This is a genomic window from Spirulina sp. 06S082 (genome assembly GCF_034932145.1).
Taxonomy (GTDB): domain Bacteria; phylum Cyanobacteriota; class Cyanobacteriia; order Cyanobacteriales; family Spirulinaceae; genus CCY15215.
Genome location: NZ_JAYGHV010000125.1, coordinates 1 through 16988 on the forward strand (window position 1 = coordinate 1; position 16988 = coordinate 16988).

The 16988-nt window shown below is 43.4% G+C and carries 11 protein-coding genes and 1 pseudogene; 6 read left to right on the forward strand and 6 right to left on the reverse strand.

The genetic code is table 11. The features are described 5' to 3' along the window. Positions 1–183 precede the first annotated feature (183 nt). The gene (gene argF / locus VB714_RS07970) at positions 184–1110 is read left to right on the forward strand and encodes an ornithine carbamoyltransferase (RefSeq protein WP_323222880.1); all 927 of its coding nucleotides are present in this window, start codon (positions 184–186) and stop codon (positions 1108–1110) included. A gap of 68 nt (positions 1111–1178) precedes the next feature. Here the strand turns inward: argF and VB714_RS07975 are convergent, their stop codons facing one another. Next, a complete protein-coding gene (locus tag VB714_RS07975; RefSeq protein ID WP_323222883.1) occupies positions 1179–1781 on the reverse strand; it encodes a YdcF family protein in 603 nt (200 codons plus the stop codon). Between the two features lie 155 nt (positions 1782–1936). Further along, a complete protein-coding gene (locus VB714_RS07980; protein ID WP_323222885.1) occupies positions 1937–2563 on the reverse strand; it encodes a DNA endonuclease in 627 nt (208 codons plus the stop codon). 370 nt (positions 2564–2933) lie between these two features. On the opposite strand from VB714_RS07980, the gene VB714_RS07985 reads away from it, so the two are divergent. Next, entirely contained in the window at positions 2934–3377 is a 444-nt protein-coding gene (locus VB714_RS07985) for a hypothetical protein (protein WP_323222888.1), read from the forward strand. 546 nt (positions 3378–3923) lie between these two features. Beyond that, the gene (locus VB714_RS07990; RefSeq protein WP_323222890.1) at positions 3924–4802 is read left to right on the forward strand and encodes an MBL fold metallo-hydrolase; all 879 of its coding nucleotides are present in this window, start codon (positions 3924–3926) and stop codon (positions 4800–4802) included. A 42-nt stretch (positions 4803–4844) separates the two neighbouring features. Here VB714_RS07990 and VB714_RS07995 read toward each other — a convergent pair whose 3' ends face one another. From VB714_RS07995 to ggt, 4 genes and pseudogenes are all read right to left on the reverse strand, one after another. Continuing rightward, a complete protein-coding gene (locus VB714_RS07995) occupies positions 4845–6248 on the reverse strand; it encodes a DnaJ domain-containing protein (protein WP_323222891.1) in 1404 nt (467 codons plus the stop codon). 58 nt (positions 6249–6306) lie between these two features. Beyond that, entirely contained in the window at positions 6307–6858 is a 552-nt protein-coding gene (locus tag VB714_RS27375; protein WP_416309635.1) for an NUDIX hydrolase, read from the reverse strand. Positions 6859–6957: 99 nt separating this feature from the next. Then, positions 6958–7428 (reverse strand): annotated as a pseudogene (folK, locus tag VB714_RS27380) (2-amino-4-hydroxy-6-hydroxymethyldihydropteridine diphosphokinase); the annotation flags it as partial. 9 nt (positions 7429–7437) lie between these two features. After that, entirely contained in the window at positions 7438–9009 is a 1572-nt protein-coding gene (gene ggt / locus VB714_RS08005; protein WP_323222896.1) for a gamma-glutamyltransferase, read from the reverse strand. A gap of 97 nt (positions 9010–9106) precedes the next feature. On the opposite strand from ggt, the gene VB714_RS08010 reads away from it, so the two are divergent. The 3 genes from VB714_RS08010 to VB714_RS08020 all read left to right on the forward strand — a co-directional run bounded on the left by VB714_RS08010 (position 9107) and on the right by VB714_RS08020 (position 16983). Then, entirely contained in the window at positions 9107–10360 is a 1254-nt protein-coding gene (locus VB714_RS08010) for a tetratricopeptide repeat protein (RefSeq protein ID WP_323222898.1), read from the forward strand. A 79-nt stretch (positions 10361–10439) separates the two neighbouring features. Then, positions 10440–11852, forward strand: coding sequence for an ATP-binding protein (locus tag VB714_RS08015; RefSeq protein ID WP_323222900.1), 1413 nt, complete (start codon positions 10440–10442; stop codon positions 11850–11852). A 13-nt stretch (positions 11853–11865) separates the two neighbouring features. Then, the gene (locus tag VB714_RS08020) at positions 11866–16983 is read left to right on the forward strand and encodes a tetratricopeptide repeat protein (RefSeq protein ID WP_323222903.1); all 5118 of its coding nucleotides are present in this window, start codon (positions 11866–11868) and stop codon (positions 16981–16983) included. Positions 16984–16988 lie beyond the last annotated feature (5 nt).

Consider the following 16988-nt stretch of genomic DNA (forward strand, 5'->3'; position numbering starts at 1 on the left):
TTGCCACCATCTCCATGCCGTTTGATAACTCACCCCGGCTTTTTTGGCATAGTCTGAGAGTTTCATGGCTATATCTTACCATGAATGACTATACTTGACTATATATTAAGTTAAACTTTACAATACTTGTCGATCGGGCATTTACGGTTTACTCTTGACGGTTTAACGATTACTAATAAAAAAATGAGCGTTAAGAGTTTACAGGGAAGAGACTTACTCGAGTTAACAGATTTGAGCGCTGCGGAACTGAAAGATTTACTCCAATTTGCCGCCGATCTCAAAAGTGGCCTTAAAAAACCAACCTGTCGAAAAGTATTAGGATTGCTGTTCTACAAGGCTTCGACTCGCACTCGTGTTAGTTTTTCAACCGCTATCTATCAACTGGGGGGTCAAGTGATCGATCTCAACCCCAAAGTGACCCAAGTGGGACGCGGCGAACCCATTTCCGATACTGCCAGAGTTTTAGACCGCTATCTCGATATTTTAGCCGTTCGCACCTTCAAACAAGAAGATTTAGAAACCTTTGCCCATTACGCCAAAATCCCCGTCATTAACGCCCTGACAGATTTAGAGCATCCCTGTCAAATTCTAGCGGATCTGCTCACGATCCAAGAGTGTTTTGGCCAACTATCGGGAAAAACCATCGCCTATTTAGGAGATGGCAATAATGTCGTTCATTCTTTACTGTTGGGATGTGCCTTATCTGGGGTGAGTATTCGCATTGCTACTCCAGCCGATTATCAACCCGATCGCGCCATTGTTGAGAAAGGTAAAGCCATTGCCATTGATGGGGCTGAAATTATTGTCACTTCCGATCCCGTCGCTGCGGTTGAAGGGGTTCATGCTCTTTATACTGATGTTTGGGCGAGTATGGGACAGGAAGATTTGGCCGAAGAACGCATTCCCATCTTTCAACCCTACCAAATTAATTCCACTCTCTTGAGTCATGCCGATCCCGAGGCGATCGTCTTGCACTGTTTACCGGCACATCGCGGGGAAGAAATTACCGATGACGTGATGGAGGGAAAACATTCGCGAATCTGGGATCAAGCCGAAAATCGGATGCACGCACAAAAAGCATTGATGGCCAGTTTATTGGGAACAGATTAGGAACCAAGGAAGAAGAATGAAGAAATAATTTTCCTTTCTTTCTTTCTTCTTTTCCTATTACCTCTCCCCTAATCCACTTTATCTTTTAAACTAACCGCCGTTTTTCCTGTTAATAACCATAAAAATGCTCGTCCCCCATCTCGAACAGTTTTAGATAATGGTTCTGGTTTTCCTTCCGACTCCACAACCATTGGTTTCAGAATAATTCCTCGACTGCCAAATACAATTTCCCCAACAATTCTCGCCCGGCGCATATGGTTTTTTGAGGTGACTAAATAAACGCTTTCAACTCCCGCCATCTGTAATCGATCTACCGATGTCGTAAAATTGGTAACAGTATCCTGTGCTGTATAGTCAAGGTGAACGCGATCGCTTTCTATTCCAGCTTTATCAAACACGCCTCGCACGTATCCTTCTGGACTTCCCGAAGATACCCAAATTTCTAATTGGGGATTGTCTTTTGCTAATTCTGCGGCTTCCCACTCTCGTTTTTCTAGTCCTCCTAACACAAAAACATCATTGGGTTGTACCAAGATACTTTGTAATTCTTTATAAGCAAAAAAAAGCGCAACGATTAAGGCAGGAACTAACCAAAAAAACGAGCGCCGTTTACTCTGTTGACAAGAAGTTGTACTGGGGAAAAACTGACGAGATGTGAGCTTTAAAACCATTATCAGTTATCAGTTATCAGTGACTAATATTGATAAAAACAAGATTGATAAAAACGGGACTGGCCGGATTTGAACCGGCGACCTAGCGCTTCAGATTGGTGTGAGTTTCCTCACTCTCTGGACTATTCCTTCATCTTAGGTATTTTTTCATACCCTTAGATGGTAGCCGTTGTGTTGTAGGAGGTTTCAATTTTGTAGAGCATACTGGGGTGAATATAAGGCAGAAGTAGGGCAAAAAATTGTTTTCCAGCTTTTGTTCCCAAGCGCAAACGATAAAAATTTCTCGTTTTACTTAATCCCCAGTGAATATCCCAAACTTCCGCAAAATAAGCTGTAATTATTTCACTTTCAATTTGAGATGTACGGGTATTCAGGAAAATTTCTAAAGCAGAAATGCGATCGCCTCTTCTTTTGAAAGATTTTGAGCCTTTATCCATGAACCAGATTGCTATTCCTTGAAGAGTCAAAAAATCAAGAAATTTGCGTGAAATTTTTTGACTTTGATTTTCTTCTCGGTACAACCGCTTGATTAATATCCTCGTTAAAGGAATTAATTTTGGTTCAATGCGGATCGCGATTTTTCCTGTTTTTAATATCTTGCGATCGCAAGACACAGGTTTCCGCGTAATGCCTTCGAGGAGATTTTTCTTAAACAGAAGATATTCCTCTTGGGGGAGAGAATGTTGAATGAAAAAATTATCGCCATTTTTTCTTCCCCATCCCAACAGCATTCCCGCTAAAATCCCCCGTTGCTCTTTTTTTGATGAGACATTAAAGTCCATCTAGTTTAACTCTCTACAACCAGTCTCTGCACCTTCCGAAGAAATGAAGAATTTCCCCGACTTGGTTCAAGATTACCCTATTCCTTAACGAACTTAGGCTTCCTTGAGTTTGACTACATTCACACCTGAAGTTTCCATCAGGGTGCCCGAAGTTCAGGAGGCGCTTGCTCTATCCTACTGAGCCACAGCCCCTTATCAGCGCGATCGCAACCCAAGGGAAGCAACCGTTTCTCTCAACGTCAAATTCATTGAGAGAATTAGTGCATATTCTAGCAGGACTTTTGGATTTTCTGTTAGAAATTCCTCGGAAAATCGACGAAACCCTTGCCTTATGCTATGTTAAGGAAACAATAACCACCGCAAATCGACCATGTATGGAGCTAAAAAGACGCAACCCGATTCGGAGAATGAAGTTTGGAAATACCATCTCGATCGCTTTACTGACGAATATCAACATCAATTAGCTGCTTTGAGTTGGGGACTGCATTTACAAAACCCCGAAAGCCAGGAAACCTTGGGTTTAGATTTACAACCCAGCCCGCATTTTGTCTTTTGTTCCCGCGAAGCATTAGAAATCCTCAATCGCAATACAGACAACCAACTGCAAGAGGCGATCGGCTTGATTGATGCCCATAAACCCGAAACAGAGGTGCTGATTATCGCCATTGGTGCGGGTCAAATTAAACTTCTCTATTTTGAACCCGATGTCCCCCCTCCAACCTGTTTTGAGCGATCGCAGGAGACAACAGAGGCTCTCATCCAACAACTCGAGACTTGCCTAAAAACTATAATGGAAAAAACAGGCTCTCGCTGAAAAAAAATTGTAGGAAATTTATGGGGAATGCGATCGAGATCGCGACTCAAAGCGATCGAACTCTCAGACAAACCCAGACTCTCTTGTTATTCTCCCTAAATCAGACTCGGTATAAATTCGGATAGCCTCGGTTTTGTCGATATAATTAAACCAAAACAAACCTAAAATTTACCAAAAACTTTAAGGGTAGAGATTGACACTCGATACGGGTCGCAAATTTTCCCAAATTATTCCTGACTTGACCTTACTTATCATGCAACTTGTAATTAACTCAACTTGCTAGTTATTGATTCGATCCCCCCCAGCCCCCCTTGATAAGGGGGGAGAATCCGGAAGTCCCCATCGTTGAAAAAGCGAAGCATCCTCTGGCTTTCCCCCTTTTTAAGGGGGACGGGAGGGGGATTTAAGGGGGATTTAGGGGGATCGAAATAATTAGAGTATCTTAGCCCATCTCAATCGGGCGATCGCTCATCCCCAGCCAATTCAAGGCAATTCAAGTTAATTCACTCCATTATTTGACCGTTTAACCGCCCATCAACATTACCTATGGCCAACCAATCCAATCGATTCACAATTAACTTTTGGGGAGTTCGCGGAAGTATTCCCTGTCCAGGTGTAGAAACTGTCCGTTATGGTGGCAATACCCCTTGTATTGAAATGATCGTTGGCAGCGAACGCTTGATCTTTGATGGCGGTACGGGATTGCGGGTTTTGGGTCAGACTTTACTCGGGCAAATGCCCATCAAGGCACATATCTTTTTTACCCATTCTCATTGGGATCACATTCAAGGATTTCCTTTTTTTACTCCTGCTTTTATTAAAGGTAATCACTTTAATATTTATGGTGCAATCGCACCCAATGGTTCGACCATTAAGCAGCGCCATCACGACCAAATGCTACATCCTAATTTTCCTGTTCCTTTACAAATTATGCAGGCAGAATTGCAATTCTACGATTTGGATATTGGCGCAAAATTACCGATTGGGGAAGTAATGGTTGAAAATGCTAAACTCAATCATCCAGGGGAGGCGATCGGATATCGCGTCAGTTGGCGAGGATTAACGGTCGCTTATGTCACCGATACGGAACATTTCCCCGATCGCCTTGATGAAAATGTACTTCACTTAGCCGAGAACGCTGATGTTCTCATTATTGATGCAACCTATACAGATGAAGAATACTACGATAAAAAGATGAGTAAAGTCGGTTGGGGTCACTCAACTTGGCAAGAAGCCGTTAAAATTGCTCGTACTGCCAAGGTTAAGAAATTAGTCATATTTCACCACGATCCCCTACACAATGACGATTTTTTAGATACGGTGAGTAAAGAGGTTGCAGCCGCTTATCCAGGATCGATTTTGGCGCGAGAAGGTGAGTCAATTGAATTAGTTCCCTTGGCAAAAAACCTACAGATGATTAGTTAATATTCATTTTAGTTTATCCCGAACTCAGGTTATTTTCCGAGGTTATTTTCCGTCCGATCGCCACCAAATTTTAATCGTGCGATCGGCGCTACAACTGACTAGATTATGTCCTCCTGGACTTAAAACAACCGACATAATGCGATCGCCATGTTCGCTTAGAGTACAAATTTCCTCCCCTGTCGCAATTTGCCACAGTTTAATTTTCCCATCTCCATCGCCACTTAACAATATTTTCCCATCCCGACTGAAGGAAACAGCACTGACAAACTCGCCATGGCCGGCAAAAGTTTGCAAAACTCGTCCCTTTCTTAAGTCCCACAACCGCGCAATCCCATCACTTCCACCACTGGCAAAAGTTTCACCATCGGGACTAAATGCCACCGTTAAGATTTTATACGTTTCTCGCAGCGATCGCACCAATTGACCGCTACCAAATTGGCGAATTTTGATGGCTTTTTCTAAACTTCCCGTCACCAAAATTTTACCATCGGGACTAATGGCTAGAGAAGTAATGGCATTAGAATAACCGGAAATTTGTCGCAATTCCTTGCCTGAATTTAACTTCCACAAGCGTACCGTGCGATCGGCGCTACCACTAGCCAAACGCTTGCGATCGGGGTGAAAAGCTACCGTTAAAACCGTATCGGAATGACCGCCAAACCATCCTCCTAATGTACGAATTAGCTGTCCGGTGTGGGCATTCCAGAGTTTAATCGTCCGATCTTTCCCTCCACTTGCAACCATGCGACTATCGGGAGAAATTGCGACGCAATAAACCGGTTCCCCATGTTGCAAAACTCGTAATTGCTGTCCTGTACTGAGTTGCCAAATCCTAACGGTACCATCATAACTACTACTGGCGAACATTTTGCCTTGAGGATCTAGGGCGATCGCGCTAACAATATTAGTATGATTTTTCAAAGTTCCCGCACAATTCCAAGGAGTCTTCGTATTTTGCTCAAAAGGATGGCGATCGGGGGTTGAATAGGTTGAAGCCTGTCCCCACTCGCGTTTTAATTCCCCTACTCGAAGCAGATCCGCATTGGCTTTGCGATCTTTTCCCAATATTGAGTAGACAAAACCGCGATATTTATAAGCATCAACATAATCGGGTTGAAAAGAAATCGCTTGGGAAAAATGTTCTAATGCTTCTGTATAGCGTTCTTGTTTGGCTTTTTTGACTCCTCGATTGTAATGATATTCTGCTTCTCTTGTTGTTCGATCGCGATCGCGCTGTTCTATTTGGGGAACTTGGGGTGAATGAGCCTTAAGATATTCATAAGCCTCATTAATTTGTTTAATTTTTTCTTCAGCTTGTTGATGGCGTTGCGGTTGGTCGGGAAAGCGATCGGGATGCCATTCCTTCACCAATTTCCGATAAGCCTGTTTCACTTCTTCTGAAGACGCACCGGGTTTGATTTCTAATATTTCATAATATTGATTCATGGGAATTTCGGTGCGTTATGTGCTTCGCTAAAGCCCCCTTTATTGACATTAATCTACATTACTCGAGCCAAGAACGTGCGAGGTTGAAACTAACAATGGTTTTAGCATCAACAGATGCAGTTTCGGTTAAAATCGTTTTTTCTAATTCTTGAGGGGTCATTAACACGACTTCTATATCTTCATCTTCGTCTTGAGTGGGAGGATTGTCCAACTTTTCCAAATCTCGCGCTAAAAAGGCGTAAATATACTCATCAGAATAGCCAGGCGCAAGGGGAAATTTACCCAGAGAATTCCATGTTTTGGCGCGATACCCAGTTTCTTCTTCAATCTCCCGTTTAATGGTTTCTGCGGGGTCTTCATGGGGTTCAACGGTTCCAGCAGGAAATTCCAATAAACGTCCGCAGATGGCAAAGCGATATTGTCGCACTAAGACCAGTTTACCCTCGGAGGTGACGGGAACGGCGAGGGAACCCCCAGGGTGGCGAATGCACTCCCAGTCTCCTTCTACATCGTTGGGGAGGCGCAGTCGGTTGACTTCAAAGTTAAATTTGCGTCCTTGGTAGGCGAGGCGCTGTTTCAGGAGTTGAGGGGGTTCTTGACCGGGTAGCATGGGGGTTGTTAATAGAGTTACACCGGAACAGTCTACCTTTTGTCGGAGGTCTTTGACTGTTTTTCCTGTCAGGGGATCGACCCAGTGGGGTGCTATTTCGGCGAGGGGGACGAGGACAAAAGCGCGTTCTCTCAAGTGAGGATGGGGAATAGTTAAAGGAGAGGTTTGCAGGATACGATCGCCATAAAAAAGAATATCAAGATCTAGCGATCGCGGACCCCATTTTTCTCGTCGCTTTCGTCCCCAGCGTTGTTCAATTTTTAAGAGAATCCCTAAAAGTTCTGGGGGAGTCCATTCAACTTTGAGAATAGCACAGCCGTTGAGATAATCTGGTTGTGGCGGTCCGATGGGTTGGGTGCGATACCATTGGGAATGTTTCTCTAGGCTAATTTTAGGGGTTTGGGAAAGTAGGGCGATCGCGGTGTTTAAGATTTGTTTAGAATTACCGATATTGCTACCAAGGGCGATCGCGCAAAGATGGGAAGAACGAGAAACAGACATTCGTGACAATAAAGAGTAGAAGTGATTTAGAGCGATCGAAACTAGATAATATTCTCCCACATTGTGCATTCCTAGGGTTTAATTCTGCACTGAAACTGCTCCTCCCCGGCGCGGATCTCCTGCTCCTTCTAAGGTGCCATTGGCTGTTTTTCTCACCCCATGAACTCCCCCAAAAAACATATTTTTTTCCCGCCAATTCTGAATACTTGTACCTAGAGGAAGATCGAGATTTTTTAACATTTCTTCTCCATAGGGAGGTTCAATACTAAAAAGACCATTCTCCCAATGAATTCTCGGATTATTAATTGCTTCTTCAATGGAGAAATTAAAATCAATTAAATTAGAAATAACTTGTAAAATTGCCGTGCGAATGCGATTCGATCCTCCCGATCCTAGCACGATTTCTGGTTTATTATTTTGGAGAACGAGGGTTGGAGCCATCATCGAAGAAATGCGGCGATCGCACTGCCATTGATGAAACCCCGAAGGATTCAAATCTGCTTCTCCTAACATATTATTCATCATTACTCCCGTTCCCGGAATAACATAAGAAGAACCTTCCCCGTTTGATGTCGTCACCGTTGCTGCATTACCGTCTTCATCCATGACGCTAATATGAGTCGTACTGCCCCATTTATTGACAATACCTTGTAATTTTTGGCAATATTGACTAACACGATCTGCTGAAAGAAACTCATCGGCAATATTCTCTTGATAAATTCTCGCATCGTAGCCATCTTTTCTGGCTTCATTGGTTAAACACATAATCCGAGAGAGAATTTGAAGATGGCGATCGCTGCCAAATTCAAGGGCTTGAAAATCTACTGTTTCTAATAGTTCTAAAGCAAAGGCAATTAATGCTCCCCCAGAACTCGGAGGCGGATTAGTTAACATTTTTCGCCCGCGATAATCTATTGCTAAAGGCTGCCGATAAATAACCCGGTATTCTGCTAAATCCTCTAAAGTTAAATAGCCGCCTTTCTCGCGAGAATCTTGTACGAGTTGGCGGGCAATTTCCCCTTGATAAAATAAATCTTGTCCTTCCTCAACTAAAGCAGTTAAAGTAGCGGCAAAATCCGAACAATATAAAATATCTCCGCACTGAAGTAGGCGATCGCCAGGGGCAAAGATTTTTCGAGATTCTGGCAGCACTTGTAAAATAGGAGCCAAGAGTTCGCTAATACAAAAGCCTTGAAAAGGAGTCACGACAACGCCATTTTTAGCTAAGGCGATCGCCGGTTCAGCAATAACCTTAAAAGGCAATCTTCCTAGCTGTTGATGCACCGCAAACACCCCCGCAATATTCCCAGGCACCGCCATCGACCCCAAACCAATATGAAAGGCTTGTACCGCATCGCCAAAATTAACATCAACTTCATAAAAATCGACTTCCTCCAACGGTCTTTTTTGTCGAGGAGTTTGGCTAAAAAAATCAAATAAAATATTGCGACTATCTTGAGTATGTGCTAAGAGAAATCCTCCACCTCCCGCAGAAGTTAGGGTCGGTTCCACGACAAAAGAAGCTAAAATTGCAGCAACAGTTGCATCAAACGCATTACCCCCCGCGAGAAATATTTCGTTTCCCGCTTCGGCGGTTTTGGGGTGTCCCGCCGCAATAATTCCACGAGTTTTCAGTTTTGCGATCGTCATGGGGAATAATTAATCTAGAATAAGAGATCTGCGTTTCCCTAGAGTAGTCGAGGTCGTCGCCGAGCGGTTAAAACGAAACGGGAGCATTTGAGACAATATGAGTAAGGAACGCTACCAAGCCTATCGCGATTTAGTTTACACATTACTAAAGAATGCTCGAGCAGGAGAAGATGATGTTCTCGCCGCTCACAAAAACCTGATCGATCCAGGCTTAGTAGAAACTCTCTCGCAAATTGCCGCAGAACTAATTGCGTCAGGAGACTTTAGTGAAGCACAACAGTTGCAAAAGTTAGCAACTCGTATTAATGCAGACCTCGTGAAACTTCCCCCTTCCGAAAAACCCGTTATTCCCCTGCAAGCCAAGCAAGAAGCCGATCGCCTGTTGCAACAGGGCATTGAACGCTATCAAAATAGCCAGTTTAAATCCGCTTTGCATTCTTGGCAACAGTCCCTAGGAATCTATCAAGAAATTGGCGATATGGCGGGAGAAGCCGATGCTTTGAGCAATTTAGGCATTGCCCTACAATCATTGGGACAATATCAAAAAGCGATCGAACGTTACCAACAATCTTTAGTCTTAAAGCGAGAAAGTGGTGAATGGCTGCATATTGCCACGGCTAAACGGGTTCGGGAAGCCAGCCAAATCGAACATCACGTACAAGGGGAATATCACCTCGCGGTGAAACTGGCGATCGAGCATTTTGATAAGCATTTGACCCTTTCAAGTTCCATCGGCGATCGCCTCGGGGAAACTCACTCTCTCTCCAATTTGGGTCAAGCCTATGGGTCACTCGGCCAGCATCGCAGGGCGATCGAATATCATCAAAAGGCTTTAGCGATCGCCGAAACCATTCGCGATCCTGCGGGGATCTGCCAATGCTTACTGCACTCGGGTTTGTCTTATGAAGCATTAGGGGCGTATTCTGAAGCCATTAAGTATTATCAGCGCTATTTAGCCCTAGTTGACCCCGTTGCAGAGTCAAAACACTTTCTTTCTGTTTTAAGTGGTCTGGGAAACTCTTTTTATTGCTTGGAGGACTACGATCGCGCCCTAGATTATTACCAAAAATATTTAGCCGCAGCCCAAACCCAAAACCATAAAGAGGGAATATCTGCGGCTTGGAGTGGTTTGGGCAATACGTACTATTGTCTGAAAAACTACCAAGATGCCCTCGTTGCTTATGAAAAGGCTTTAACCTTCAAACACGATAGCGGCGATCGCTTCGGCGAGGCGATCGTTCTCGGTAACTTAAGTAAAGTTCTCGCGGCGATCGGCAATCATCAGAAGGCACAAAACTATCAACATCAGTCTTTAACCCTCAAACGCAATTTGGAAATACAGGGAGAATAAGACAATCCATTTTTCCCAAAGACAAATTCCCTCTTGGGATTCTACAATTAAGAAAAGAGCGATACTTTAAGCAAGCATCATGGCGTTAGATTTACGCAAATTCTTTCAAGCAACCAATCCCAGTAAAACCTTGACCGTAGAAGACGAACAGGATCGCCTCTACTATATCGATTTTTCCTCAGTCCGGGGGGGTCAAATTATCGAAGAAATTCGCGATAATATTGCCTTCTTTTCACCAGAAGAACCCACCTGTCAGTTATTCACCGGACATATTGGCTGCGGTAAATCAACAGAATTGCGACGCTTGGAAGCCGAACTCAAACAACAAGGCTTTCATGTGGTTTACTTTGAGTCCTCAGAAGATTTAGAGATGGGAGATGTGGATGTCGGCGATATTTTGCTGGCGATCGCCCGTCGCGTCAGTGAAAGTTTGGCCAGTTTGCACGTCCCCCTCGAGGAACCCAAGGGGCTGAAAAATTTGCTCCAAGGGGCGGCGAAATTATTACAAACTGAAATTGAACTATCTGGAGAAGCCTCACTCCCTGGAATTGGCACCATCAAGGGTAGTACGGAAGGAGATTTTTCCGCCGAGGTGGGGTTAGGTTTCGGCCAAGTTAATGCCAGCAAGGAAGGGGTTTCTTTTGTTGCCCCCGGTATTGGTAAAATTACCGCTAAAGCCAAAAATAGCCCCGAACTCCGCAGTAAGTTGCGGGAATATCTCGGACCGCGCACGGCTTCTTTAATCGAGATTATTAATCAAGAACTCCTCGAACCCGCCAAGATTCAACTGAACAAGCTCGATAAAGCCGGTTTGGTCGTGATTGTCGATAATCTCGATCGCGTCGAAAACCGTCCCACAACTTGGGGTCGTCCTCAACACGAATATCTCTTCGTCGATCGCGGCGAACAACTCAATCAACTCAATTGTCATGCGATCTATACAATGCCCTTAGCGTTGATGTTCTCCAATGATCTCAATCGCCTCACCAGTCGTTTTGCCACGGATCCTCACGTTTTACCGATGGTTCCCGTGCGATTTAGTGATGGAAGTGAGTGTACGGAAGGGATGGCACTCTTAAGACAGATGATTCTCGCCCGCGCCTTTCCTCGGCAATCCCCCGAGGAACGCCTCGATCGCATCTCAGAAATTTTTGATACTTCCGCAACTCTCGATCGCCTTTGTCAAATTAGTGGCGGTCACGTGCGCGGACTTTTACGAACCCTTAATGACTGCATTAAAAAACAGCGTCAATTTCCGATTACAAAAGAAACTCTCGAATTAGCGATCAAAAAACAATGCGATCGCATGAGCAAGGCGATCGACGATGAAGAATGGGAACTTTTGCGACAAGTTCGGGATAACAAACGAGTCAGTGGCGATGCAAATTATGATGTTTTAGTTCGCAGTATGTTTGTTTACGAATACCGCGATGAGGAAGAATCTTGGTTTGAAGTTAATCCTCTTTTAGTTGAGTCTAAATATTTTGAGTAAGGGAGCAAAATTGATGAACGATGATAATACAACAGAAAACGCTCTTGCAGAACTAATATGGGCATTAGAAGCCCAAGTGGATGCCCATGAATTTAACATTATTGTGGTTCGTTGCAATTCTGCAACATTACGAAAGCGCTTAGAACAACGCTTGCGATCGCAGTCTAAATTAGATATTACTGAGATCGAACTCAAACCCAAAACAACAGCACTCTATGGCATTCTCCACACCCAATTCTCTCAAAATCAGCCCCAGGTTCTCATGGTTTCGGGTTTTGAAAATATTACAAATTTAGAGTCTGTTTTGGCAGGAGTCAATCAAATTAGAGAAGAATTGCGGAAAAACTTTCCTATTCCGGTGGTTTGGTGGGTCAACGATCGTGTTATTTCTAAGATTAGGCGGGTTGCTCCGGATTTGGAAAGCTGGATTACAACCGTTGAATTTGAGTTAAGTGAAAATGATTTAATTGATTTAATTGAAAGTTTATCTGATGATGTTTTTTCGCGTTTTTTGCAGCGAGGAGCCGTTCGTGCTTTAGATTATGTGAATAGTGATTTAGGATTATCAATATCGCGCCAACAAGAAATTTTAGCCATTCAAGAAGAAATCAGCGATCGCGGCATTACTCTAGATTCTTATTTAGCAGGAAGTTTAGAGTTTATTCTCACTTTGAGCAGTCCCGTCTCTTTATCCGATTCTCTTTTACAATACGAGAAAAGTTTTCAACTGTTACAAAGTTGTAATGAATCCTGGGAGGAAAAATCTGTTATTTCTGTACCGATAGAAGCAGAAAATGGAACCGATCGCAACCCAGAGAATGAATGGTTAGAATTGACCCAAAATAGACGCTTTCCCAGGAGAAAAAAGAGCGCGATCGTCAAAACAATATTTTCCCAACTACACCACTCGAAAATTAAAGAACGTCATGGCTGTTTAGCTTATTGTTTGGGAGTATGGTGGCGAAATTATGGCATTCAAACCCCGGTTTACTGTCAACCTGCTTTTGAGATTGCTCGGGATTATTTTACCACTGCAATTAACATCTTTGAAAACGCCAATCGGATCGATCTGGTTGCTAAATTTATTAATGCTTTAGGTGATATTTTAGAGCGCTTGCAAGAATGGGAAGAATTAGAAAAAATTGGCAGAAAATCTCTGAAACTCCATCAAATTTACCCGAATTATTTTCGTTTAGCACGAGCCTACGGACTACTGGGAGGTTCAGCTTTAGGACAAAATAATTATGAAGATGCGATCGAATTTGCCAGCAAAGCTATCTCGATTTCAACCCAAACTCCTCCCGATTCTCTCATTCCTCAAGATAAAATCCCTAACTTAGAATGGGTACGTTCTTACAATCAAGCTGGTTACTTATTGATTTTAGCAAAAGCGAAAAAAGAATCGGGACTGATTCGTGAAGCCATCGATCATTTGGAAACTGCAAAAACCAAAACAAGTTTTCTCTACGAACCGCAAATTTATATTAATATTTTACAAGAATTGTATACTGTTTATTGCCGTCGTCACGAATATTTAAAGGCATATCGCTGTAAAGCAGAAAAACATTCAGTCCAACAACAATATGGATTGAGATCCTTCATTGGTGCAGGTAGTTTGCATCCTAGCCAACAACTCAGTAATGATTTTGCAAACATCATGAGTAACGGAAAAATTGCTCGTGAAATTGTCGCGTCAGGACGAGATAAAGATATTATCAACTTAATCGAACGCATGAGCCGTTCTGATTGTAAACTGACTGTTATTTACGGACAATCAGGGGTAGGAAAAAGTTCAATTATTCAAGCGGGTTTAATTCCAGAACTCAAACAAAAATCTATTGGTACGCGAGATGTTTTAATCGTATTGCGTCGCGTCTATGCAGATTGGAGCGAAGATTTGATAGAATCTCTCAGTCAAGAAATAAAAAACTATAATTACGATCGCCGCGATTTGTTGGTTGGTAATAAAATAGCCGAACAAGATTTACCAGAAGGTTCACAAATAGAAATTGCCAGAATTATCAATCAACTCAATCGAAACTCTGAGAATAATTTTTTAACAATTTTGGCTTTCGATCAATTTGAGGAATTCTTTTTCACTCATCAAAAACCAAAACAACGACAGCTTTTCTATGAATTCATCGCTAATTGCTTGGATGTTCCTTATACGAAGATAATTTTTTCTCTCAGAGAAGATTACCTTTTTCATTTATTAGAATTTACTCGTTACAAATCAGTCAATACAATTAATAATAATATTTTAGACAAAAATATTCTCTATTATTTGGGGAATTTTACCCCCAATGAAGCGCGATCGACGATCGCCAAATTAACCCAAGAAACTCACCTCTTTCTCGAATCATCCCTGATTAGCGAATTAGTCGAAGATTTGTCTAGCGAACAAGGAGAAGTTCGTCCCATCGAACTACAAGTTGTGGGAGAACAACTGCAAGCGGAAAAAATCACAACCTTGATTCAATATCGCGATCGCGGTCCCAAAGAAAACTTGGTACAGCGTTACCTAGAAGAAACCATTAAAGATTGTGGTAGCGAACATCAAAAAATCGCCCAACTGATCCTTTACTTGTTAACCGATGAGAATAATACCCGTCCCCTAAAAACCCGCAAAGAAATTAAGCAAGAACTTTACTCTTTACTCCCGCAGGAAAAAGAACAGATCGAGAAACTTGATTTAGTGCTGCAAATTTTTAGCGAGTCTGGATTAGTATTTATCTTGCCAGAAATATCAGGAATTCGCTATTATCAACTGGTTCACGACTATCTCGTTAGTTTTATCCGCAAACAACACGGAGAAAAATTACGCGATCGATTAAAAGAAGCAGAAGAAAAAAATCAAAGAAGTGAGGCTCGCTTTAGTCGTCTTTTAGGTTTCATAACATTAGGAGCAGCAGCAGCAGCAGTAATGTTAGGCATTCTCAGTCTTTCCCTCCAACACACGATCAACCGTCAGAAACAAGAAGAAGTTAATGCAGCCATTAATGAAGTTCGAGCCTTAACCAGTTCTTCCGAAGCCCTTTTCGCCTCCGATCGCATCTTTGAAGCCCTCTTGGAAAGTTTGCGAAGTGGGACAAAATATCGTTACCTCGTCCAACATCCTGATTATTCTTTATCTCCCGATCTTGATGCTCACCTCCGCACGGCAATTTTAACGGCATTGCAACAAGGGACATTTTGGGTGCGAGAATTCAACCATTTGCAAGGTCATCAAGGCGATGTTTTGCAAGTTCGCTTTAGTCCAGATGGTCAGTATTTAGCCTCTGGGAGTACCGATCGCACGGTTAAGATTTGGGATCGAAAGGGACATCTCATCGACACTCTCAAGGCACATCAAGGCAGAATCCGCAGTCTTGATTTTTCTCCCACTGCTCCTCTTTTAGTGACGGCTGGAAGCGATGGCGCGATCGCACTTTGGCAACAGCAAGGTTCTTCTTTTTCTCTGGGCAAAATCTTGAATTTATCTGGAGAATTCGCCAATACCCTCCAATTCGCCCCTGACGGACAAACCTTTGCTACGGGAGGAAATACTGGAAAAATTAGCATTCGCACCCCAGAAGGAGAATTAGTGCGAGAGTGGCAAGCCCACAAAACATTTACTGGAGAAGTGAGATTCAGTCCAGAAGGGGAATTGCTCATTTCCGGCGATGCAGAAGGAGAAATAGCAATTTGGCGCTCGGACGGTACTTTAGTGAAGCGTTTTCGCGGTCATCCCCTTCGCATACAAGGTCTTGCCTTTAGCCCCGACGGGCAAAGATTTGCCACAGCCAGTGGAGATAAGACCATTAAAATTTGGCAGCGAGATGGGACGCTTTTACAAACGATTCCCCTCGAACAAGCGAGTTTTGGGCTGAGTTTTAGTCCCGATGGCCAAAGCCTCGCTGCGGCAAGTTGGGACACCACCTTGAAAATCTGGGATTTGCAGGGTCATTTAAAAACAGAATTCGTGGGACATTATGCCCGTGCTAACAGCGTTGCCTTCAGTCCAGACGGACAAACATTAGCCTCGGGAGGCAGCGATCGCTCCGTTAGACTGTGGAAATTGCAACGAGAATTGTTACAGGTTATAGAATCACATCAAAGTCAGGTGAATTCTCTCGTGTTTTCCCCAGATGGTGCATTTTTAGCCTCGGGAGGGGCAGATGGTCAAGTTAAACTCTGGCAACCCGATGGCACCTTTGCCGGGAGCTTACAGCCTCAAAATACAGCAATTACCATCGTCCGCTTTAGTGCCGACAGTCGCATTCTCGCGGCGGGAGGTGGAGATGGTAAGGTTTATTTTTGGGATAAGAGCCAGGCTGGTACATTTAACGGCGCTCCCACTCAAACGATTCAAGTTCACGAAGAACCCCTTAGCCATATTGCTTTCAGTCCGAACGGTCAATTTTTTGCCACGAGCGGGGATGAAGTAAAATTATGGCGGGTCGATGGAACGCTGCTGCGAACCCTAACTGTTCATGGCACTCCCATTGCAGCAATTCGCTTTAGTGATGATGGGTTGCTCTTAATTTCCACCAGTTGGGATACTTCGAGCATTTTCTGGCAAGTCGATCGCGATCGCTTAATCTTTAAGCAAGCACTTCAGGGCGATCGTGAAGTTAGTCCAGACAGCGAAATTGCAGCTACTGCCAGCCCAGATAATACGATTAAACTCTGGACAAGGGAGGGAGAATTATTGCGAACTTTAGCAGGACAAACCCATCATCGGGTTTCCCCAGGCGATCGCGAAAAGATAAGGCATTTACCGACTTCCGGCCATATTGATGCCATTCATGCCATTCGTTTTAGTCCCGATGGTCAAATTCTCGCTTCTGGAAGTTACGAGCGCTCGGCCAAATCATGGCAACCTGATGATACATTGCTGGTGACGTTGCAAGGTCGTCATGCTCGTATTAACAGTTTGGATTTTCATCCCGACGGATCTCTTCTCGCGACTGCCGATCGAGACGGTAACATTGTTCTTTGGCAGTTAGATAAGGTGGGAGATTTGAACGTACTTTTACAACGAGGTTGCCAATGGATGCAATACTATCTCACAACGAATATCGATCTCTCCCCTAGCGATCGCAAAATGTGCAAGGGCATGATAGGAAATTCAGTCGGGAATAAGGAATGAGAATA